The 21,237-nt window shown below is 41.6% G+C and carries 19 protein-coding genes and 1 tRNA gene; 9 read left to right on the top strand and 11 right to left on the bottom strand.

Features of this window, described 5'->3' with window-relative positions; translation table 11 throughout:
* Positions 1–52: 52 nt before the first annotated feature.
* From OEG80_RS08905 to OEG80_RS08895, 3 genes are all read right to left on the bottom strand, one after another.
* Positions 53–1,342 carry a molybdopterin molybdotransferase MoeA gene (locus OEG80_RS08905; protein ID WP_263240413.1) on the bottom strand — a complete coding sequence of 430 codons (1,290 nt, stop codon included), beginning with the start codon at positions 1,340–1,342 and terminating at the stop codon, positions 53–55.
* A gap of 266 nt (positions 1,343–1,608) precedes the next feature.
* Positions 1,609–2,808 carry a globin domain-containing protein gene (locus OEG80_RS08900; protein ID WP_263240411.1) on the bottom strand — a complete coding sequence of 400 codons (1,200 nt, stop codon included), beginning with the start codon at positions 2,806–2,808 and terminating at the stop codon, positions 1,609–1,611.
* 438 nt (positions 2,809–3,246) lie between these two features.
* On the bottom strand, positions 3,247–3,762 hold the full coding sequence (locus OEG80_RS08895; RefSeq protein ID WP_149410024.1) for a hypothetical protein: 516 nt from the start codon (positions 3,760–3,762) through the stop codon (positions 3,247–3,249).
* A 352-nt stretch (positions 3,763–4,114) separates the two neighbouring features.
* On the opposite strand from OEG80_RS08895, the gene recJ reads away from it, so the two are divergent.
* Positions 4,115–5,941: a single-stranded-DNA-specific exonuclease RecJ gene (recJ, locus tag OEG80_RS08890; RefSeq protein WP_263240410.1), complete on the top strand. Its 1,827-nt coding sequence runs from the start codon at positions 4,115–4,117 to the stop codon at positions 5,939–5,941.
* 61 nt (positions 5,942–6,002) lie between these two features.
* Here the strand turns inward: recJ and OEG80_RS08885 are convergent, their stop codons facing one another.
* The 7 genes from OEG80_RS08885 to OEG80_RS08855 form a co-directional block, all read right to left on the bottom strand.
* A complete protein-coding gene (locus OEG80_RS08885; protein ID WP_011513071.1) occupies positions 6,003–6,665 on the bottom strand; it encodes a trimeric intracellular cation channel family protein in 663 nt (220 codons plus the stop codon).
* 74 nt (positions 6,666–6,739) lie between these two features.
* Positions 6,740–7,375 (bottom strand): trimeric intracellular cation channel family protein, encoded by a 636-nt coding sequence (locus tag OEG80_RS08880; protein ID WP_020443023.1) that lies wholly within the window; start codon positions 7,373–7,375, stop codon positions 6,740–6,742.
* A gap of 15 nt (positions 7,376–7,390) precedes the next feature.
* Entirely contained in the window at positions 7,391–8,494 is a 1,104-nt protein-coding gene (locus OEG80_RS08875; protein ID WP_263240408.1) for a multidrug resistance efflux transporter family protein, read from the bottom strand.
* 59 nt (positions 8,495–8,553) lie between these two features.
* A complete protein-coding gene (queE, locus tag OEG80_RS08870) occupies positions 8,554–9,288 on the bottom strand; it encodes a 7-carboxy-7-deazaguanine synthase QueE (RefSeq protein ID WP_263240407.1) in 735 nt (244 codons plus the stop codon).
* A gap of 222 nt (positions 9,289–9,510) precedes the next feature.
* Positions 9,511–10,332 carry a 2,3,4,5-tetrahydropyridine-2,6-dicarboxylate N-succinyltransferase gene (gene dapD, locus OEG80_RS08865; RefSeq protein ID WP_020443027.1) on the bottom strand — a complete coding sequence of 274 codons (822 nt, stop codon included), beginning with the start codon at positions 10,330–10,332 and terminating at the stop codon, positions 9,511–9,513.
* Between the two features lie 111 nt (positions 10,333–10,443).
* Positions 10,444–11,376, bottom strand: coding sequence for a lysophospholipase (locus OEG80_RS08860; protein WP_263240406.1), 933 nt, complete (start codon positions 11,374–11,376; stop codon positions 10,444–10,446).
* 275 nt (positions 11,377–11,651) lie between these two features.
* Positions 11,652–11,727: transfer RNA gene (locus OEG80_RS08855), tRNA-Asn, on the bottom strand.
* Between the two features lie 396 nt (positions 11,728–12,123).
* On the opposite strand from OEG80_RS08855, the gene OEG80_RS08850 reads away from it, so the two are divergent.
* The 8 genes from OEG80_RS08850 (at position 12,124) to OEG80_RS08815 (ending at position 20,240) form a co-directional block, all read left to right on the top strand.
* Positions 12,124–12,861: an SDR family NAD(P)-dependent oxidoreductase gene (locus OEG80_RS08850; RefSeq protein ID WP_133105188.1), complete on the top strand. Its 738-nt coding sequence runs from the start codon at positions 12,124–12,126 to the stop codon at positions 12,859–12,861.
* 51 nt (positions 12,862–12,912) lie between these two features.
* A complete protein-coding gene (locus tag OEG80_RS08845) occupies positions 12,913–14,625 on the top strand; it encodes an NAD(P)/FAD-dependent oxidoreductase (protein ID WP_263240405.1) in 1,713 nt (570 codons plus the stop codon).
* A gap of 37 nt (positions 14,626–14,662) precedes the next feature.
* Positions 14,663–15,703, top strand: a complete 1,041-nt coding sequence (locus OEG80_RS08840; protein ID WP_263240404.1) for a DUF1365 domain-containing protein — start codon at positions 14,663–14,665, stop codon at positions 15,701–15,703.
* 100 nt (positions 15,704–15,803) lie between these two features.
* Entirely contained in the window at positions 15,804–17,168 is a 1,365-nt protein-coding gene (locus OEG80_RS08835) for an SAM-dependent methyltransferase (protein WP_149410034.1), read from the top strand.
* Between the two features lie 36 nt (positions 17,169–17,204).
* Positions 17,205–17,615 (top strand): DUF2177 family protein, encoded by a 411-nt coding sequence (locus OEG80_RS08830; RefSeq protein ID WP_011513081.1) that lies wholly within the window; start codon positions 17,205–17,207, stop codon positions 17,613–17,615.
* Between the two features lie 96 nt (positions 17,616–17,711).
* Positions 17,712–18,248, top strand: coding sequence for an acyl-CoA thioesterase (locus OEG80_RS08825; protein ID WP_149410035.1), 537 nt, complete (start codon positions 17,712–17,714; stop codon positions 18,246–18,248).
* Between the two features lie 167 nt (positions 18,249–18,415).
* A complete protein-coding gene (locus tag OEG80_RS08820) occupies positions 18,416–19,513 on the top strand; it encodes a cation diffusion facilitator family transporter (protein ID WP_263240402.1) in 1,098 nt (365 codons plus the stop codon).
* 25 nt (positions 19,514–19,538) lie between these two features.
* Complete coding sequence (locus tag OEG80_RS08815) at positions 19,539–20,240, top strand: DUF2059 domain-containing protein (RefSeq protein ID WP_263240400.1); 702 nt, start codon at positions 19,539–19,541, stop codon at positions 20,238–20,240.
* A 238-nt stretch (positions 20,241–20,478) separates the two neighbouring features.
* On the opposite strand, the gene dps is transcribed toward OEG80_RS08815, so the two are convergent.
* A complete protein-coding gene (gene dps, locus OEG80_RS08810) occupies positions 20,479–20,976 on the bottom strand; it encodes a DNA starvation/stationary phase protection protein Dps (RefSeq protein ID WP_133105181.1) in 498 nt (165 codons plus the stop codon).
* Between the last annotated feature and the right edge of the window lie 261 nt (positions 20,977–21,237).

Here is a 21,237-nt window from a genome sequence, read left to right as displayed (position 1 = left end):
ACGGTCTATAGCATAGAGGTTTATTCACTGTATCATTTTTAAGCGACATTCACTATATCCAAGGGAAAGGTTGCACTTGTACGCTTTCGCCAGCGGCTACATTGCCAGAATCTTGTGCCAATACAATAAAGCAGTTGGCATGGCTCAGCTGCTTGATACGGTGTGATTGTTGTTTGGTAAAGCTTTCAACATAAAAACTGCCTGCTTCATCTTGGGTTAAAACGCCTCTTTGGAAGTCCTTACGACCCGCTGATTTTTTAACATCGTTTTTAAGTGTTGCCATGACTGTTAATTGCATAGGTCGCTCTGAATGAGACGCGCCTGCCATTTGCCACAAAGCAGGAATCACAAACTGTAGCGTACCAACGACCGTCGATAGTGGATTACCAGGCAAACCAAAATATAAGACAGGCTTGGCAAGGTTTTGCGTCAGCTCACCAAAGACAAACGGTTTACCAGGTTTCATCGCGACTTTGTAGTGGTTAATCTTGCCCAATTGCTCAATGACGGTGGTCAAAAAATCATAATCACCAACGGATACACCAGCGGTAGAGATCAGTACGTCACACTCTTGCATGGCTTGAGTGACAGCAGCCGTCGTTTTGTCTAAATCATCAGGGATAATCCCATAATCTTGAAGAGCTATTGGTAAATCAGAGAGCAGGCTTTTAAGAGTGGGGGTATTAGAATTATAGATTTGCGCCAAACTTTTAAGCTCATTGCCAATCGCCACTAGCTCATCGCCTGTCGCGAATACACCAACAATTAAAGGCTGATAGACGTTGACTTTATCCAAACCCAAATTCGCCAGTAAGCTGATATCAGCAGGATTCAGCCGCTTACCTTTAAATAAAACGGCTTCTCCCGCTACAATTTCTTCGCCTTGTTTGCGAATATGATCATCAGACTGAGCCGTTTGGCTAAGGATGATTGAGTATGGCTTTGATTTATCAATGCTACCTTTTATCGCGACAAAATTGGTGTTTTCTTGCATGATAACGGTATCACATTCATCAGGTACGACCGCACCAGTAAAAATGCGTACTCCTTGACCTGACTGGATATCACCACTATAAGGGCTACCAGCTTGCGATTCTCCGATGATGGTGATGGTAGTATTTATTGCAAGCTTAGTCCCTTTAGCAATCGCATAACCATCCATCGCGGATAGGTTCTGTCTTGGTACCGAAAAAGGCGAGACGATATCTTCAGCCAGTATGTGATGACAGCTGTCTAATAAATCGTAGTTAGCGACGGCTCTTTTATTAAGCGGATAGTCGTTATTATTATAATTCTCTACGCGCTGCTGTATCTCAGCTACAAGCCCTTCAACCGTAATCATAACCTTGTACTCATCTTATTAATGTTGAGCTATATATAGCATGAGACATACTTTATACCATAAGAATGACATGGCTGACAGGGATTTCATAAGCGGAGTTGTAAGATATGATTGAGGTTATGCGTTAGAAAATAAATAAAAATAGAGCAGATTTTAATATCAATTTACCGAGATAGTTTTTTATCGCTTGCCCGAAGAAAACGATGCAGAAGCTTCAAAAAACCATCCCAGTAATGCTATTTTGTCATTAACAATTGCTTATAACCTTAAGCCAGCTCTATACTCATTTTAGGACCAAAGGGTTCATAATGAATGTTATCAAGGACATGGTCAAGGATGATCAGGCTATCAATAATGCTTTCCATAAAAGGCATGGAACCACAAACATAAATATCAGCAAGTTTAGGCAAATTGCTAAGCCAAGCTTCATTAAGAATCTGCCCAGACTCAAAGTAAAAAATGTGCTTTTCTACGTTTATCGCAGTAGCCAACAGTTTATTAACTTCACTATCAAAAGCATGATGCTCTTGGTTTTGGCAAGCATAAACCCAAACGATAGGACGTTTTGGATTAGCGGTAACTTGAGCTTCTAACATGGATAAAATAGGTGTCACGCCAACGCCAGCACTGATCAGTACCAAGGGAATATCATTTTGCTGCATCAACTCCTGATTCAGCTCAAAATTACCAGCCGGTGCCGACAATAGAACCGTGGCACCGACGGTTAGATGATCATGTAAATAATTAGACACTAGACCATTATGCTCATTGCGATTGTCACGTCTAACTGCAAACTGGATACCTTGATCGCTATTGGCTGAGTATAAAGAGTAATGACGCAGAGCGATATGATCGCTGTCTGCTGGGTCTGTTTTTACAGTAATGTATTGACCAGCAGATAATTTAATCTTGCTTAAATCGATAGTCTGATTGTTTACTGAATGGTCATTTACCGGGACGACGGTAAAGGCGGCGATATCAGTCGCTGCTTCTGCTTTTGCCGTTACTATAAACGGTGCAAAGCCTTGCCATATTGCCTGCTCATACATACCGTGCTCGATTTGGATAAATATCGAGGCAATCTCATCATAAGCTTCTGCCCAAGCCGTAAGGATATCGTCAGTTGCTGCATCACCCAATACTTCCTTGATGGCAGCAAGCAGATGCTTGCCAACGATAGGGTAGTGCTCTGGTAGGATTTGTAAGGCGCGATGCTTATGGCTGATTTGCGTCACTTGCGGTAATAACGTCGCTAAGTTTTCTAGATGTTTAGCCGCTGCCAAAACTGTCATTGCCAGTGCAGTCTGTTGAAGACCAAGCTTTTGGTTGGTTTCATTAAAAATATCAAGTAGCTCAGGATGCTCATGAAACATATTCTTATAAAATACAGTAGTAATCGCGGTTCCATGCTCTTCGAGTACCGGTACCGTTGCTTTGACGATTGCTAATGTTTGTAGTGAAGCCATTGTGGATCCTTTAGTGAATATTCACATTGATAATATTTAGTGCTTGAAGGTTAAGGTTAAGGTTAAGGAACGAAATTAATAACGATAATCAAAATTCTGAACCGCCGAATGAGCCAATAAAACGCAATGACTCAACATTTAAAAGTCAAATCGTTAACCGAAATTATAAGATTCATTTTAAATGAATCTTATAATATATTATCTCTGTTCTAATATCAATGATGCAATACTATTGTACTGATTCCTTTTGGCAACATTTCTGTATCACAATCTAATTTTACTTTGCAGGCAAAGGGGTTCATTTATGCAAAGTCCACATACATAAATCATTAGCTTTAAAACGCTACGGTTCATTACATAGGTGGCACAAAAAAGCCCTGTTAGGTACAGGGCTTTTTTTATTAAGCGATAGGTAACTTCTTTATTTAAAATAGTAATTTAGACATTTTTGCCGTGTTGCTTTTGCTGAATGTCTTTAGCTAAGTTGTAGCATTCATTGATATGGTCAGTAGCAATCTTCTTAAAGATCATATAGCCCATAGTACCTGCGACCAGTTGACCACCAAGTGGGATAAATTTGGTTACTTGCTTAGCAGCGATACGACCACCAAAGCCTTGCACTGTCTTTTTAACGATACCACGAGTTGCCATTAAGCCTGCAAAGTCAACGGTACGATCTTTTAGCGCACTCCAGTGAATAGCGCGTGACTCTAAATCTACCGCTGCTTGGCGATCCTCGAGTAAACCAAAGCGCTCACTGATTTCAGGTAACAGCATCGTGAGCATGCTCGCATCAATTGCCACATCAAAAAATGGTACCGGAACGATAGCAACACCAGCAGAGATTCTGGCGCGCTTTTTGACCATGGCGATACATTCTTTTTTGACTTGTTCAAGATTTAAGTTTGGATCAATCGTATTCGGTAGTTTTTCAGCTAAAGGGGTCGTTTTCATGAAATATCCTTAAAATAGATAAAAATAGCAATTAAAAGAAAAAATAGAATAAATAACAAGCAACTGCAGTGTTTATAAGATGCCTACCATTTTATGTATTTATAAACGCCATACAATCGCTGCTTTGTAGCAAAATGCTGAAAAATAGGGGTAATCTGCACCGTTTTTGTAAATGAAGCCACACTCTAAAAATATAAGTTTAGAAATAAATACATTGTCTAGGTGCGCTAAAATTATTCTATAAGTTACGTGATGATGGATGTATAAGCAATCTTTAACCTTGCACCGACATGCCAAAAATTACCTCTAAATTAATATTGTGAGCACTTACTAAAGCCAGTAGAATAGCTTCATGCTAAATTTAACTCCCCGTTATACCAGCACTCGCATTGACGAGTTGCCCGCCGCGTTGCAACCACTTGCCGCTCAATCATTGACGCTTGCTCGCCTATATGCCGCTCGCGGTATTATGCAGCCAGATGAGCTTGAGACTCAGCTGGCTGGTTTGCTGCCTGCTGAAAAGCTAAAAGGTATCATTGAAGCGGTAGATCTATTAGATATCGCTATTGATGACGGTCAGCGTATTCTGATCGTTGGTGACTTTGACTGTGATGGCGCAACCAGTACGGCGTTAATGATGCGCGCCCTGACTGCCATGGGTGCCAAGGTTGATTTTCTAGTCCCTGACCGTTTTAAATATGGTTATGGGTTGACGCCAGAGATTGTCGAATTGGGTATTAAAACTTATCAACCGCAAATGATCGTCACGGTAGATAATGGTATCTCAAGCCATGAAGGCGTGGCGCGCGCGCAGGCTGATGGCATTACTGTCATTATTACAGACCATCATCTCACCACCAAAGAGACACCGCCTGCTGAAGCAGTAGTCAATCCCAATCAACTTGATTGCACTTTTGCTAGTAAAGCTTTGGTAGGTGTTGGGGTAGCGTTTTACGTGCTCGGACGACTGGCAAAGCTGCGCCGCGATGCTGGAAAATCTACCGTACAAGTCAGTCAATATTTGGATTTAGTGGCGCTTGGTACGATTGCTGATGTGGGCGTACTTGATAAAAACAATCGTATTTTGGTCCATCATGGCTTAGCGGCTATTCGTCAAGGACGTGGCTCTCTTGGCATACTAGCGTTACTCGAGCAAGCGGGTCGAGATCCCAAAAAACTACAGGCGCAAGATTTTGGTTTTGTCTTGGGTCCACGTATTAATGCGGCTGGGCGTATGGATAATATGCGCATCGGTATTGAGTGCTTACTAGCAGATGATTGGGCAACGGCGAAGCGATTGGCACAAGAGCTTGAGCAGCTGAATCGTACGCGTCGCCAAGTAGAAGGTGAGATGCGTACGCAAGCGGATAATATCGTCCAAGCATTAGCTGCTGCTGATACAGGTATTGAAGCGGATGTTGAAGAAAGCGATGATATTATCGTTCAGCATAGGCTTGAGAAGAAGAGCACTAATACCCGTAGTATTGTGTTATATCAAGATGACTGGCATCAAGGTGTTATCGGTATCGTCGCAGGACGTTTGAAAGAAAGCCATTATCTGCCAAGCATTGTCTTTGCGCCAGCGAATACTGAACGTACAAGTGCTGAAGATGCCATCAAAGGCTCAGCACGTTCTATTGCTGGCGTGCATATTCGTGATGCCATTGAACAAGTTGCCGAGAGCCATCCTGATTTAATCAGTCATTTTGGCGGTCATGCCATGGCAGCAGGACTGACATTGAAACGAGGCAATTTTGATGCCTTTGTGACAGCATTTAACGCGGTGCTGGCACAGATGGAGGATGAGGTATTCGCTGAGCAAAAATTCACCGATGGTGCTTTGCAAGCAAGTGATTTTAGCTTATGGTTTGCTGAGCATCTTGCAGAGTCTAGTATTTGGGGACATGGGTTTGCGCCGCCAGTATTCGATGGGGTGTTTGAAGTGTTAAGTTTTAAAGTATTAAAGGATAAGCATCTTAAACTGTCGCTACGTTATCCTGATGTACAGTATCCGATTGAGGCGATTCAATTTAATTTTGATAGCAGTGCTTGGGATTACCGTGCCGAAAAAGTACATATATTGTTTGAGCTGGACATCAATGAATGGAATGGTAAACAAAGCTTGCAGTTAATGATAAAAGATTTGGCGCTGGTAAAAGAGACGGTCGAAGCGAACTAGAGGCTTAACGGTACAGATAGTAACTGCGCTAATAGTCGCTAAGCGTCAATATTTCTATGCTTTAATATTTCCATTCAATGGTCGGAAACTGCCAATCATAGCGAATAGCAAGCATGCGTAAGGTAAAAATCGTTGCCATTGCTGAGATATCAGCAATCCAAGCGGTCACGCCAATATGGTGTAGCGCAAAGTAAAGGATACCACCTGTTAAAGCGGCGGTGATATAGATCTCTTGCTGTAGCACCAGCGGAATTTCATTGCAGATCATATCGCGGATGATACCGCCGACAATAATCGTAATAACCCCGAGTAATAGCGCCACCGGCATATTTGCGCCCATACTATCAGCCACCTTTATACCGATTAAGGTGAAGGCTGACAGACCAATAGTGTCAGAGAGTTTAAGAAATGTATCAACGCGTCTAGAATTGGGGTGAAAGAATATCTGCATCACCAGTGAAGAGATGGTAATAACTGTCAAATAGCTCATATCTACCATCCAAAACAGTGGGTGACGATCCAAAATCACATCGCGCACCGTACCTCCGCCGATAGCCGTCACAATCGATACCAGCAAGCAGCCGAACACGTCGAAATTTTTATGCTTAGCTAATATCGTCCCTGAGATACTACAAGCGACAATACCAATCATATCGAACAAATAAATCAGTGAGCGCGGATTAAAAGTAGTAATCAAATCCGAATCTAAGGCAATAATGGGCATGAGTTATTCTCATTAAAGCACTGAGATTACAGTGCTACTAGTTTCTTCGCTCATCGTAAAAACTGGCTAATCTGTTAATCGATCAAACGAATGGAAGGCAAGTGCCAATCGAATTTTAATGCCAGCATACGTATGGCAAAGATGATAAATAGCATTATAAATTCGTTTATTGTCGCGTCTAGCCCCCAGTAGTCGAGCACCAAATACGCCAATGAGCCTGCAATACTGGCAGTGATATAAATCTCACGCTGTAGTACGAGCGGAATCTCATTACAAATGATATCACGCAATAAACCACCAATAATGGCTGTCCAAACCCCCATCATAATAGCAATCATTGGCGCTATATCTTGCGTCAATCCCACTTTAAAGCCAATCACACTGAAGGCTGCTAGACCAATAGCATCAAAGAACTTAAGCGCGTTATCAATTTTATGATACAGATGAAAAAACATTTGCAAGATAAGAGAGGTAGCAGTAATCACGATGACGTAATTGAGATCTGTCATCCAAAATAAGGGGTGGCGATCAAGTGCCATATCCCGTAGTGTACCACCGCCGATAGCATTGACCAGTGCAACTAATATGCAGCCTGCAATATCAAAACCTTTATGCTGCGCGAGCAATGTGCCAGCGATAGCACAGGCGATGATCCCAACCATATCCAACACATACAGCAGGATATCGGGGAAAATAAAGTTATTTATCATCGCTATATTTGAGCCTTAACCATCTTTGGCAAATAATATCAGTCCCAGAATGATGAGCGCAATACCCACCAAGCCCAGTGTAGAAGGAAGGGCATTATTCAGTAATAACATGCCGCCAATTAAAGCAAATATTACTTCACTGGCCTGGGTAGAATCTACGCCTGCCACCTCACTCGATGTCACCGCTTGCTCACGGGCATATAAAAATATACTCGTCGCCGCCACACCTGCGAGTACTGCTACCAGTAACGTATTAAAAACCTGTGTGGTCGCCGGTTGCTCAGGACGTATGATTAAGCCTAATAATAACCAAAACGGCAAACTACCGAGGGTCATTAACCAGACTTTATTAAAGGCATTTTGTAATAAGGTTGTTTCAATCGCAGGAATGCGCGCGATGAGATTTTGTAAGCGTGACGCAGCTTGTCTATCGATAGGTAGGATAGGGGCTTCGGTAATGATGCGTTGGGTATGAGTGTCAATGTTATCATCAGTGTCATTTGGCTGAAGATTATCACGAGCCTGTTGCTGCTCAGCACTGTGTTTGCGCGAATTATGAGACACTTGCCAAACCAGCTGATTGCCAATCGGATAACTGAATGCTGCAATCAGTGCAGGCAGCGCGCCATATAGCAGCATATCAGCCATAGGTACGGTATCAGCGAGAGTGGATGCATGTAAGCCTTCACTGACATTGACCATCACTACGCCGATAAAGACGAGTAGCGCATAAATGATAAATTTCTTATCAAATCTTTGCCCAAATGCTACCAATACCAATAAACTTGTCACGACCGTAAACATAAAGGTTGCTGCAACCACCCAGCCTGCAACGTGGTCGCCAGCATAGCAAATACCCGTATAAAATACGCCAAAGCCAATACTGCCGGTGATACACCAAAATCGCCAATGCTGAAAGAAGATAGCGCTCAATTCTCTAATACGTCCAAAACCATGCTGCATCGCAATCAGGACAGTAATGATGAGCCACATAAATAAATAGCGTAGGCTAGCTGACCAAAACCAGTGCCCACCAGCACTGCTCATCATCTCATTTAATATAAAAGTGGAGCTAAAAAACGCGCCCGCTAATAAGCCCAATAAAATGAGTTTGACCATAGCTATCCCTTTCTTCCTTGGCTTGCTATTTATTTGAGAATCCATTCAGATTTTAGAGACTATTTGCCCTTGGCATCTGCCCAAATAATCTTATGTAGTTGCAATTGAAAACGTACGGGTAGGGCGTCGGTTAACATCCATTCGGCAAGCTCACGTGCGAGTACTGGCACTTCTGGGCTATTATCATTTGCCGTATCTTCATGTGTCACATTAAACATCGGTGAAAACCATACCGTACCGACCAAGTCATCTAGCTTATAGTCGATAAGTTTGGCTTTTGCCCAGTCATAATCGGTGCGATTCATGATGACAAATTTTATTTGGTCATGTTGAGTGAGGTAATCGAGGTTTGACCAAAGATTCTTATCAACTTCACCTGAGCTTGGGGTTTTCAAATCCATCACTTTGCTGACCGCTGGTGGAACATTTTCGACCGTCAGTGCTCCTGCCGTTTCAAGAGAAATCTCATAACCCTCATTGAGCAGACGCTTCATCAATTCAATAGCGTTAGGCTGGGCTAAAGGCTCACCACCGGTTAAGCAAATACGCTTACAAGGGAAGCTGGCAATAGTCGCCATAATAGTCTCAAGCGACTGACGTTCGCCGCCACTAAAGGCATATTCGGTATCGCAGTAAACGCAACGTAGCGGGCAGCCGGTCAAGCGTACAAATATCGTCGGCAACCCTGAAGTCAGTGCCTCACCTTGCAAAGAATAAAAAATCTCCGTCAAACGTAACCCTGCTTCAGGGTCAGTGACAGGGATGGCAGCGGTGCGTAAAGATAACTCACTCATAATATTTCAAATACAGTTAAGGATTGATTGTGCCATCGAGCACATATCAAATAAAAAAGGTTTAAGAATCTGTTTAATGCTCGGAAGTTCAGCGCCCAAACAAGACAAAGATTATAACGTAAAGTCCTCTATTAAGCTGCTATCTAACAACAAAAAAGATGCTGGAGCACAAAGCTTCAGCATCTTTTTTTATTTAAAACAATCACTATCGTGATTAAGTATTTAAGCTAAACGTAATAACTCATTTACGGATGTTTTAGCGCGGGTTTGCGCATCGACTTTTTTCACGATGATAGCTGCATACAAGCTATGCGTACCATCTTCAGAAGGCAAGCTGCCTGGCACAACAACTGAGCCTGCTGGTACGCGACCACGATGAATCTCGCCAGTTTCGCGATCATAAATACGAGTAGATTGACCAATATAGACGCCCATAGAGATCACTGCGCCTTCTTCTACGATAACGCCTTCAACGATTTCAGAGCGCGCACCGATAAAGCAGTTATCTTCAATGATAGTCGGGTTAGCTTGTAATGGCTCTAGAACACCACCGATACCGACGCCGCCTGATAGATGGACATTTTTACCGATTTGAGCACATGAACCAACGGTCGCCCAGGTATCTACCATAGCGCCTTGATCGACATAAGCACCGATATTGACATACGATGGCATCAATACGGCGCCTGGCGCGATATAAGAGCCTTTACGCGCAACGGCTGGTGGTACAACACGCACGCCAGCTTCTTTAAACTGCGCTTCTGTCCAATCTGCAAATTTGGTTGGTACCTTGTCATAAAACTGGACATGCTCGCCCGCTGCTTGAACGTAGTTGTCATTTAAGCGGAACGATAGCAAGACGGCTTTTTTTGCCCACTGATTGACGACCCATTCGCCATCCTTTTTTTCTGCAACGCGCAAAGTGCCGTTATCTAGCTGCTCAAGTACTTGATTGATGGCATCACGGACATCTTGTGGCATGGTTGCTGGGCTATATTCATTGCGGTTCTCAAAAGCTTGTTCGATGGTTTGTTGTAATGACATAAACATTCCTAGAATTGATGAAGGTAAATAAAAAACTTGCCGTATTGTCGCTAATTTGGCGACTTTTAGCAAACGTGATAGACGATACTATAATTTCGGGATTTTATGGGCTTAAGTATTGCTATTTATCCAGCCTAAGATGTCTTGATAAACCTGCTCTTTATTCTGTTCATGGAGCGGCTCATGGCGCATATGAGGGTAGAGCTGCACAGAGACATGATCAAAATGTTGTCTGTCTAAGCGATTGGCAATGTTGCGAATACCGCGACCCATATCACCGATTGGGTCATTTTCTCCGCTGATTAATAACATTGGAAAATCTTTGGCAATCGTCATTGCCCAGTTTTTATGCAAGCCTGCATTCATCAGTGTAAAGAGGGTCATAAAGCCGTTATTAGTAAAGTCAAAACCCGTCAATGGATCGGCTTCATAAGCTTCAACAGCGACAGGATTTTCGCTTAACCAAGCAAACTTTGATGAAGAAATACGATTATTAAGCTTGCTATTAAGTACTTTATTCATCACGTTAGCAAATAGGGCGTTTGGCTTTTTAGGCGCCGCTTTTGTCAGTAACTTATTGACCGGCAATAATACTTTGATCAATGGATTGGCATCCGCTGTGCCCATTAAAATAGCACCGGTAAAGTTACGCGCATGGTGTTTAAGGACGTTACGGACGATAAACGAGCCCATCGAATGACCCATGACGAAATGTGGTACATTCGGATGACGCGCTTTTAAGCTGTCCGCCATGACGATGACATCTTTTAATAATGACTGCACAGGATGCTCTTCACCAAAAAACCCCAAGTCCTTGGCTGATTTAACAGTTTTTCCATGACCAAGCTGGTCATAAGTGGCGACCGCAATACCGTGATCGGCTAAAAATTGCGCCACGTCTGCATAACGCCCGCTGTGCTCTGCCATGCCGTGTACAATCAGCAAGGTTGCACTAATGACAGTATCACTATGGCTCGGCTCAAAAAAGGTATGATGCAGATAATGGGTATTGTCAGAGGAAGTTATTTGTTCATTATTACTCATAAAAATCCAGTCCTTGAATGGTTAAGGGTATGATGAGATAGATTATATATTTTTTAGGGCTTTATTATAGGGATAAGTTATTGCTACAACCAATCTAATTGCGAAATTTGGCAACATTAGTATGTTATTTGGTTTTTAGTGAGCGTTATGGTCTAGTCATTTAAACAGCAGCTACAAAAATATCGACCATAAAAAAACCCCCATCAAAGTGATGAGGGTCTTGGCAAATGCCATAATCGAATCAAATATGACTCAAAAAATTTACTACTAAAATATGGCTCTCCAACCTGGGCTCGAACCAGGGACACACGGATTAACAGTCCGTTGCTCTACCAACTGAGCTATTGGAGAATAAGCGGTAAGTGTTTAATGACTTACTGCGAGCTTAGAAAGTCTCTAACGAGTTCTTGCTAAGTGGGGCGTATTCTAGCAAAGATAAAAAATACGTCAAGCTTTTTTTGCATGTTTTTATACATTAAAGATATTAACGCTAGCGCAAAGGTTGTTGTCGAGCCAATTTGCGTCATATCTTAGATATCACTCTGTTTGCGAAGTAACAACAAATAAAGCAACTTGCTTATACTATAATTATTTAGATTTGATAAATAAAAGACTGCATTGGTTAATAAAATAATGCTAATGAAATTACATTGTTAATAGCTATAAAGCTGCTAAAGGCTTATAAGATAAAGATTTATCAAAGCCAAACCAAGAATAAGATAGCAAACGACGAAAAGGATATTTGCGATGACAGACACTGCTAAGAAACAACATATTGTGATTACGGGTGCGACCTCTGGGATTGGTTATCAGCTGGCAAAAGACTATCTGCGAGAAGGACAGCATGTCTATGCCGTCGGTCGCGATGAGGAAGCCTTATCTGAGCTCAAATCATTAGGAGCAGAAACTATCGATTTAGATCTAATGGATCGAGATAAGGTGATTGCTGCTTTTGATAAAATTAATGAGATTGATTTGGCGATTTGCGGCGCTGGCATGTGTGAGTATCTAGATATGCCAAACTTTGATAGTGCGGCGTTTATGAAAGTGCTGTCGGTGAATATGGGTACGTTATCGCATGCCATTGAAGCAGTACTGCCAAAGCTGATTGCTTCAAAAGGACGCTTAGTTGGTATTGGCTCGGCGTCGGCTTACGTGCCTTTTGCTCGTGCAGAGGCTTATGGCAGCTCAAAAGCAGCTATTCACTATTTAATGAAAACTTTACAGATTAGCCTTGCACCGCAAGGCGTGTCAGTGAGCTTAGTAGTTCCCGGCTTTGTAGAGACGCCAATGACCAAACAAAACGATTTTCCGATGCCGTTTTTACAGACTACACAGCAGGCAAGTCAAGCGATTCGTGATGGTATAAAAAGTGGCAATGACGTTATTGAGTTTCCCAAAAAACTGACGTTGCCATTAAAAGTATTAGGGACATTACCTGATATGGTTTGGCAACAGGTCAGTACAAAAATCAATAAAAAATAGCCAGTTTTACTATTTTTGAACACCTATAAAGAAAATAACTAGGAATATTTTATGCCGTTTTTGCGCCGTAAATCTAAGCAGCTGTCTAATCAAGTAGAAGCCGTTGTTAAGGCTACAAGCCGTCATTCAGAGGATAAGAAGGATGCACAAGTCAGAAAAAATGTCGCTATTATTGGCTCAGGGGTATCAGGTTTAACTTGTGCTCATTACTTGGCAACGCAATTTGACGTCACCGTATTTGAAGCCAGTGATTATATCGGTGGACACGTAAATACCATTGATGTGACGCTACAAGACGGTAAAAAAGCCAAGCCTAATAAGGTTGAAAAAAGTGCCATAGATACCGGCTTTATTGTCTTTAATGAGCGTACTTATCCTAACTTCTTTCGCTTACTTCATGAGCTGCAAGTACCATTTCAAGCAACAGATATGAGTTTCTCAGTCAAAAATACTGCACACAACTTCGAATATAACGGCCATACGCTCAATACCTTGTTATCACAGCGCAAGAATCTTCTGAATCCGAAGTTTTGGGGATTTATTAATGATATCTGGCAGTTTAATAAACAGGTGCGTCAGCTGCGCCAAGATTATGATAAGGCGCGTGAGCAGGGGCAGGATATTGCTGTTTTTACCAAGCAAACGCTAGGCGAATATCTAGATACTAAAAAGTATGGTGATTTATTCACCGATAATTATCTATTGCCCATGGTATCTGCGATTTGGTCGACCAGTCTACGCGACGTACGAGATTTCCCCTTGGTATTTTTCGCTCAATTCTTCGATAATCATGGTTTGCTTGATGTGGTCAATCGTCCGCAGTGGTTTACGATAAAAGGCGGTTCTAAGCATTATGTAAATAAGCTGATCAAACGTTTTGTGAAGGCAGGTGGCAGCGTTCGCGTGAACAGTCCCGTGCAATCAGTTACTCGCAAAGATAATAAGGTAATATTGAGCGTTACAGATACAACAGATAATAAGACGCAAGGTCTTGTGTTTGATGAAGTCATCTTTGCCTGTCATGCAGATACAGCGCTCAAAATATTACAAGATGCCAATCTTACCGAGCAAGAAGTACTGAGTCATTTTACCTTTACCGATAACACTGCTGTTTTACATACCGATACTTCAGTCTTACCCAAAAAACCACTGGCGTGGGCAAGCTGGAACTATTTAATCGATGATAAAAATGCTATTAAAAAAGATAAAGCATCGCTGCAAACTGCTACAAAGCCCGTATTGACCTATCATATGAATATTTTGCAGCGCTTGACTAAAAAGTATAATTACTTAGTGACTCTCAATCATGAGGTGGATGAGAGCCAAGTCATCAAGCGTATCGACTATAGCCATCCAGTATTTAACAATGAAATGATTGCCGCGCAAGCACAGTGGTCAAATATCTCTGGTAGTAGCGATTCACACACCCATTTTTGCGGTGCTTATTGGTTCAACGGCTTCCATGAGGATGGCGTAAGAAGCGCGCTACGTGTCTGTCAGGCATTGGGATGCAACATCGATATTAAGGATAGCGTTGACCCAAGCCATTTACCTGATGCTGAAAGCGCACATACGCCGTTCCGCTATAAAGATTTACCAGTAAAAGCAGACAAACAATTACGCAAACTTAAGAAACGTCAGCTAGTCACTGCCACGACCAATCAAGAGTTGGTTCAATACATTGCAATGTTGGCGCCCGCGGCTAAAGCGTTTAAAAAGAAAAAACTGGGATTTTTTGCTGCTCGTAAAGATAAGCACTCGTAGCAGTTAAATACAGCATGACCAATTAAGGTTATTAAGTATGGTAGAAGCAGAACAGCCTAACAGTATAAGCGTAGAGCCTACCTTGGCAGATGATACTAAGCGCTTGCCACACCAAATATTTCACGGAATAACTTGGCACAGCCGGTTGCTACCGAGTGTGCATAAATTTGCCTATCCTTATCGTTATTGGGGTGTCAACATTACTGCATTAGCAGCAGGGAAAACATTGCCAGAAGTGGATATCAGTTCATTTAGCGGTAATAAAATCCTAAAAAAGTTGCCATTTAATAAGCAATTACTCTTCTCTGGAACAAAAAAAGCCTTACAACAGTTTAATCCTGAGGATTACTTACAAGGATTGAGCACACAAGATAGAAATAGCCTAGATAAAAGCAAAGTTGCTGACGATAAAGGAGGGTATTTATCAGATGTTCAATCACTAGAACAACGTTTAATTCAAGCATTTACAGAACGGACGGGTAGTGCACCAACAGGGGATATGATTGGGATGGTCGTTTGCCGTAATGCAGGGATATATTTTAGCCCAGTAAATTTTTATTTGGGTTTTGATAAAGAGCAAAAACCCAGCCATCTGTTGGCAGAAGTATCTAATACGCCATGGGATAAACACCATTACTATGGGTTTTTATTAGATGGCGCAAACACTGAGTTGTGTCACGATAAAGATTTCCATGTCTCACCTTTTAATCCTATTGACCAGCAGTATCAGTGGCAAGTAACGATTAAAAGGGCAATAAAAAATACTGTCATTAATGAAATGAAAGGTGAGATAGAAGAGCAGTCTAATCAATGCTTAGACGTTCGTATCGCTATCAATATCAGCGATAAGCGCGGTGAAGTACTAAAAACAGGTATTAAAATGTCTGGCGTACCAATGACGGCATCGACGATTTATGAGAGCTTGCGCAAAAATCCACTGATGAATATAACGTCTTTAATGCGTATTTATGGGCAGGCTTTTAAACTCTATGCTATCAAAAAAGTACCCTATATTAATTACGATGAAACATTAGCCGATAGCAAGCAGCAGAATGGCAATAATAATCATGAGCAGTGACAGTAACTATTATGCCAAAACTTCAAAACTTTAAAGGTTCAAAGACTCAAGAATTTAACGCAGAGCTTTTACTATCGAATAATTATACAAGGATGGATAAATGATGTCAGCAAGACTAGCAAGCAAGGCACCCGTATCAACATTAGGAAAAATCACTGCTCACATCAATCAAACGGTTAACGATAGTGCTATTTTGCAGCCAGTTAGTAATAGCGTGAATTATCTGGCGCGAAAAGCCATATTCCGAGCTTTGAAGCACATTCAATTTGGTAGTATTACTATCATTGAGGAGTTTGTTGGGCAGGATGCTAAGCCGCATTGTTTTGGCACAGCTGCTTCTAGCAACATAAGTAGCTCAGCTATCGGTCGTCATACATTGGATGTGACGCTGACCATTCATGATAGCAGCGTCTATCGTCAGTTATTATTTGGTGGTTCTATTGCGCTAGCGGACAGCTATATCAATGGCGAATGGGATACGGATGATTTAACGGGTTTGATTCGACTGGCAGCGCGTAATTTGGCGGTACTTAATCAGTTAGAAAATCGTTTTGCGGTTATTAGTAAAACCTTTGAGCGAGCCAATCATAAATTACGCAGTAATGATAAGTCGGGTTCAAAGTCTAATATTTTGGCACATTACGACTTAGGTAATGACATGTACCAGCGTTTTTTAGACGATACGATGATGTACTCATCAGCAGTCTATAAAAAAGTAGATACGACATTGGCTGAGGCGCAGCAGCATAAACTCGCTTTGATTTGTGAGCGTTTACAACTAAAACCTGAAGATACTGTGATAGAAATTGGGACTGGGTGGGGCGGTTTTGCTATTTATGCAGCAACGCATTATGGTTGTCATATAACGACGACCACTATCTCGGATGCGCAATATGAAGAGGCGCAGCGCCGTGTCGAAGCGGCTGGACTGTCGGATAAAATTACTTTACTGAAGCAAGACTATCGCGAACTGACAGGACAGTATGATAAATTGGTCAGTATTGAGATGATTGAAGCGGTTGGACATGAGTATTTACCGACGTTTTTTGCGAAATGTAATAGCCTGCTGAAGCCAACGGGTTTGATGGTATTACAAGCCATTACCTTTAATGATCAAAACTATCAAGACTATATAAAGTCGGTCGATTTTATTCAGACGCACATTTTCCCTGGTGGTTGCTTACTATCTAATCAAGAATTGACGACGCAGTTTACTGAGCAGACCGATATGGTCATCAAGCAATTGCATGATTATGGCTTTGATTATGCGTACACGCTACGGGATTGGCGTACTGCGTTTATGGCACAACGTGAGGAGATAAAAGCACTCGGTTATGATGAAGCGTTTATTCGCTTATGGGAGTTTTATTTCTGCTACTGCGAAGGGGGGTTTTTGGAACGTACGATTGGAGTCGTGCAAGTCACCGCCGTTAAGCCAAACAACATTGATGCATGGCATTCATAGGCTGCATTTTAGTCCCTATTATAAAAGGATCTTACTATGGGTTATATTTATATCTATCTTGCTTCTCTTGTCATATTTTTGGGCATTGATGCGGTTTGGCTGAAGACCATGACCGGTCTGTTTTATGAAAAGCGTATCGGACACTTACTTGCCGAACAGCCAAATATGACTGCTGCTGGGGTGTTTTATCTGTTTTACCTATTGGCGCTGTGTATTATTATTTTATACCCACAAATCAGATCAAATGCGCCGATTCACCATATCTTCTTATTGGGCGCTTTGATAGGACTGATGGCTTACGGTACTTATGATTTTACCAGCTTAGCGTTATATAAAGGTTTTACTCTGGACACCGCTTTGGTTGATTTTGCTTGGGGTGGTATTTTAACAGGTTCAGTGAGTGCTATCGTGGCTTGGCTTGCTTATCGTTTTCATTGGTTAAGCTAATCTAGTAGTTAAGTTAAATCGACTATATTTGCGCTGTCGGAATTGCTACTGTATAAATAACACTTTAAATAGATTCTACCCCCGTTAAGGAACATTATGACGCAATATAACACCAGCTCTACCGCCAAAACAGTCCCATTAAACCATGAGCTGTATATGTCAGTGCTTATGACGCCAGATATGGCCAATTTTATTGGTAACGTTCATGGTGGGGATTTGCTCAAGATGCTGGACCAAGTCGCTTATGCCTGTGCCAGTCGCTATAGCGGTAGTTATGTGGTGACACTGTCAGTCGATCAAGTGATGTTCCGTGAGCCTATTCATGTTGGAGAGTTGGTAACGTTTGCAGCTAGTGTCAATTACGTTGGTAAGACTTCAATGGAAGTCGGCATTCGAGTAGAGGCAGAAGATGTACGTGCACGTACCGTTCGCCATACCAACAGCTGCTACTTTACCATGGTGGCGATTGATGAAAATCGTAAGCCCACGCTAATCCCTGAGCTTGAGATTAAAGATGCCTTGCAACAATGTCGATTTGACGCAGGCTTAGAGCGCAGAAAGCTGCGTATGGAAGGCTCGCAACGTATCAGCTGTGACATCAGTAAATTGACTAATAAAGTAGCAAGCGTATAATCTGCTCATTAATGCAGACAATAAACATACTCTCACCAAAAAATTACTGATAAGAACAGATTTTTTGACTACAGTAAATGGAATCTAAAGTAACTAATAGATCAGCTAGTGTTTATATATAACTAGTCTGGTTTTATACCTTAAACCATCCATTTATTGAGACTCAGATGAGTTTAAAACCGCCAGAATCCAACCCAAAAGATGAGCCAATGTCGCGCGCTGATACGCACGGCATTGGTCGCTCTCGCGCTCGAAATCCTTTTAATGCTTCAGATAGCACCAATTCTGACCACTCTAAATCTGTGCCAAGCCATGATGACAAAAAATCGAGCTCATTAATAACGGTTTTGATTGCAGTTGGTGCCAATCTTATTATTGCAATTGCTAAAACAGTAGCAGCGTTTATGACGGGTTCCGCTTCCATGATAGCGGAATCAGCGCATTCTTGGGCAGACGCGGGCAATGGCACCTTATTGATCGTTGCAGAGAAAAAGTCGGTCAAACCTGCTGACAAAAGCCATCCACTCGGCTACGGTAAAGAGTCGTATGTATGGTCAATGATTGCCGCGTTTGGCGTCTTTATGGCAGGTTCAGTAGTGTCTATTTATACTGGCATTACTGAGTGGAATGCAGCTGAAACTGAAACCAACTATACCATCGGTTTTATTATCTTGGCAGTCGCCTTTGTGCTTGAAGGATTTTCTTTAACACAAGCTTATTTGCAAAGTAAAAAACATGGCGAAGCGATTAATGTCAGTGCCATCGGCTATGTGATGGACACCTCTAATCCCACCTTGCGCGGTGTGTTCTTTGAAGATTTGGCGGCAGTAGTAGGTTTGGTTGTGGCGGCAGCTGCTATGGCAATGCATGCCTATACTGGCGAACCATTTTGGGATGCGCTTGGGTCTATCATTGTCGGTATATTGCTGGCCGTAGTGGCAGTCTTTTTAATCAGTCGTAATCGTGATTTTTTGGTTGGCTATAGAGTCTCAGAAAAAATGCACGATTATATTTTATCAGAGCTTATCAAGCATCCAGATATTGATAGTGTTTCTTACTTGCATTTGGAGTGGGTAGGTCCCAAAAAAATATTTATGGTCGCGGCGGTCGATATTGCTGGAAATCAACATGAACATGAGATTGCGCACAAATTTGAAAGTATAGAAAATCAGTTTCGCAGTCAGTCATTGTTTCAAGAAGCTATCTTAACTTTATCTGTCCCTAACGCTGAAATCTTACGCTTACCTGATAATGAACATTCATAATCTATAATAAGAATGAGAACATAATATGAAAAGTCCTTTAAAACCGTTAACAAAACATCCTAATCGCCATACACAGATAGTATCACCGTTGCTGGCATTAGTAGTAGTGACTTTAATGTCAGCTACTGCTGTACAAGCCAATGCAGAATTAATCGTACACAGTGATGCCAATCGAATTCAACAATCAAAAACGGTCACATCAGCACCCTATAACGTCCGTAAGATCGATGATCCACAGAGTGTCAACCGCCCGTTACCTACCGATATCTCTATTATTAAACTGATGCAAGTCATGCATATTGATGAGCAAATCCAATCTATCGTCGATGGCAAGCAAGCGGCTATCAATGCAATCAATACGCAAACTCAGAATCAACAGGTGACTGATGAACCGTTGAATAAACGTCAACGTGAGCTACAAAATCAGATCCAAAGCGTGTTAGGGCAATATGCCAAAATTATGACCAATGGGATGGGCAATACGGCAGATATTCAAACCTTAACGCAAGCTTATATCAGTGCAGCAAAAACTTACTATACGCAAGCGGAAGTGGATGCCCAAATCAAATTTTACGACACTGCTGTCGGTCAAAATATCTTAGCAAAACAGCCACAAATTACTGCCGCTTTTTTAAAGCAATCTTTACCGCAAGATACCTCAGAGACTGAAAACCAATTAAGTGAGCTGTTACCGCAGATGAAGCAAATTGTGAAAGGTGTTTTTTAAAGTGTGTGTTAGAAATATAGTTAAAGTCCCTACAATATCTATGGTAGTGCTGGTATAAATTTTTTGCAGCCTCTGTCTGCGTAGGCACAGCAAGCAAGAAAAATTAATACCAGTAATATACGATTCATCGGTATTGATGTTTAATGATTCTAGTCAAAATCGTCAAACATAAAAAAGGTCACCATTGAGGTGACCTTTTTCTATTTAGCAAATAAGTTAATCTTATATTGAGACGTGCTTATTTTTTAGACGTATCTTTTTTCGGGGCGTTTGCACCGATAAACCAAGCATCTTTATCAACAGTACGACTCACTTCAGTCAATAAGTCAGCGGTATCTTCATCACCAGCATCGCCAGCGGCATCAATCCCTTCACGCAAAGATGCAGCAATGGTCTTATAGCGATTGGTCAACTCACGAACATGCTGGTCAACGTCAGTGATATCAGTCGGGTAAGTCTCTAAGATAGAGTCCTCAACGACACGTTTAGAGATACCATTGGCTTTACCACCAAGGATAACAATGCGCTCAGCGACTGTATCATAAGCTTCTGTTAAGCGCCCATAAGTGTCATCCAATAACTGATGTACACCAATGAAACCAGTACCTTGAAGATTCCAATGACATTGCTTGCTATCCATACTCAAATCAATCAGATTTGCTAAATTCGCATTCAACAGATCGATCATTTTTTTTGCAGTTGCGTCATCTATTCCACTTGCGTAACGTTCTCTCATATTCTGCTCCATTATTCTATTTTAATAAATCTAAGTTTCTAATTATCAACAGCTCTTTAAATTTTTATTTATTAAGGTGTTGCTGACTGCTTATAAATTCATTATCGATAATAACAGCTTAAATAATAGATGGAACCCCAACATTTAGGCTTTATACAAGGGTCGTGTAATGAGTTTGTTAATCATGAAAACCTTTGTAAATTTAACCGCTAAAATAGACGCTTTGATAACAATCCGTGCACACGCCAGCATATTCAATCG

Source organism: Psychrobacter sp. SC65A.3, assembly GCF_025642195.1.
Classification (GTDB): Bacteria; Pseudomonadota; Gammaproteobacteria; order Pseudomonadales; family Moraxellaceae; genus Psychrobacter; species Psychrobacter cryohalolentis.
This window is presented reverse-complemented; position numbering and strand designations above follow the sequence as displayed.

Bases quoted from the DNA above. Each gene is read 5' to 3' on its own strand.
- OEG80_RS08905 (WP_263240413.1), bottom strand. From the start codon at position 1,342: ATGATTACGGTTGAAGGGCTTGTAGCTGAGATACAGCAGCGCGTAGAG.
- OEG80_RS08900 (WP_263240411.1), bottom strand. From the start codon at position 2,808: ATGGCTTCACTACAAACATTAGCAATCGTCAAAGCAACGGTACCGGTA.
- OEG80_RS08895 (WP_149410024.1), bottom strand. From the start codon at position 3,762: ATGAAAACGACCCCTTTAGCTGAAAAACTACCGAATACGATTGATCCA.
- recJ (WP_263240410.1), top strand. From the start codon at position 4,115: ATGCTAAATTTAACTCCCCGTTATACCAGCACTCGCATTGACGAGTTG.
- OEG80_RS08885 (WP_011513071.1), bottom strand. From the start codon at position 6,665: ATGCCCATTATTGCCTTAGATTCGGATTTGATTACTACTTTTAATCCG.
- OEG80_RS08880 (WP_020443023.1), bottom strand. From the start codon at position 7,375: ATGATAAATAACTTTATTTTCCCCGATATCCTGCTGTATGTGTTGGAT.
- OEG80_RS08875 (WP_263240408.1), bottom strand. From the start codon at position 8,494: ATGGTCAAACTCATTTTATTGGGCTTATTAGCGGGCGCGTTTTTTAGC.
- queE (WP_263240407.1), bottom strand. From the start codon at position 9,288: ATGAGTGAGTTATCTTTACGCACCGCTGCCATCCCTGTCACTGACCCT.
- dapD (WP_020443027.1), bottom strand. From the start codon at position 10,332: ATGTCATTACAACAAACCATCGAACAAGCTTTTGAGAACCGCAATGAA.
- OEG80_RS08860 (WP_263240406.1), bottom strand. From the start codon at position 11,376: ATGAGTAATAATGAACAAATAACTTCCTCTGACAATACCCATTATCTG.
- OEG80_RS08850 (WP_133105188.1), top strand. From the start codon at position 12,124: ATGACAGACACTGCTAAGAAACAACATATTGTGATTACGGGTGCGACC.
- OEG80_RS08845 (WP_263240405.1), top strand. From the start codon at position 12,913: ATGCCGTTTTTGCGCCGTAAATCTAAGCAGCTGTCTAATCAAGTAGAA.
- OEG80_RS08840 (WP_263240404.1), top strand. From the start codon at position 14,663: ATGGTAGAAGCAGAACAGCCTAACAGTATAAGCGTAGAGCCTACCTTG.
- OEG80_RS08835 (WP_149410034.1), top strand. From the start codon at position 15,804: ATGATGTCAGCAAGACTAGCAAGCAAGGCACCCGTATCAACATTAGGA.
- OEG80_RS08830 (WP_011513081.1), top strand. From the start codon at position 17,205: ATGGGTTATATTTATATCTATCTTGCTTCTCTTGTCATATTTTTGGGC.
- OEG80_RS08825 (WP_149410035.1), top strand. From the start codon at position 17,712: ATGACGCAATATAACACCAGCTCTACCGCCAAAACAGTCCCATTAAAC.
- OEG80_RS08820 (WP_263240402.1), top strand. From the start codon at position 18,416: ATGAGTTTAAAACCGCCAGAATCCAACCCAAAAGATGAGCCAATGTCG.
- OEG80_RS08815 (WP_263240400.1), top strand. From the start codon at position 19,539: ATGAAAAGTCCTTTAAAACCGTTAACAAAACATCCTAATCGCCATACA.
- dps (WP_133105181.1), bottom strand. From the start codon at position 20,976: ATGAGAGAACGTTACGCAAGTGGAATAGATGACGCAACTGCAAAAAAA.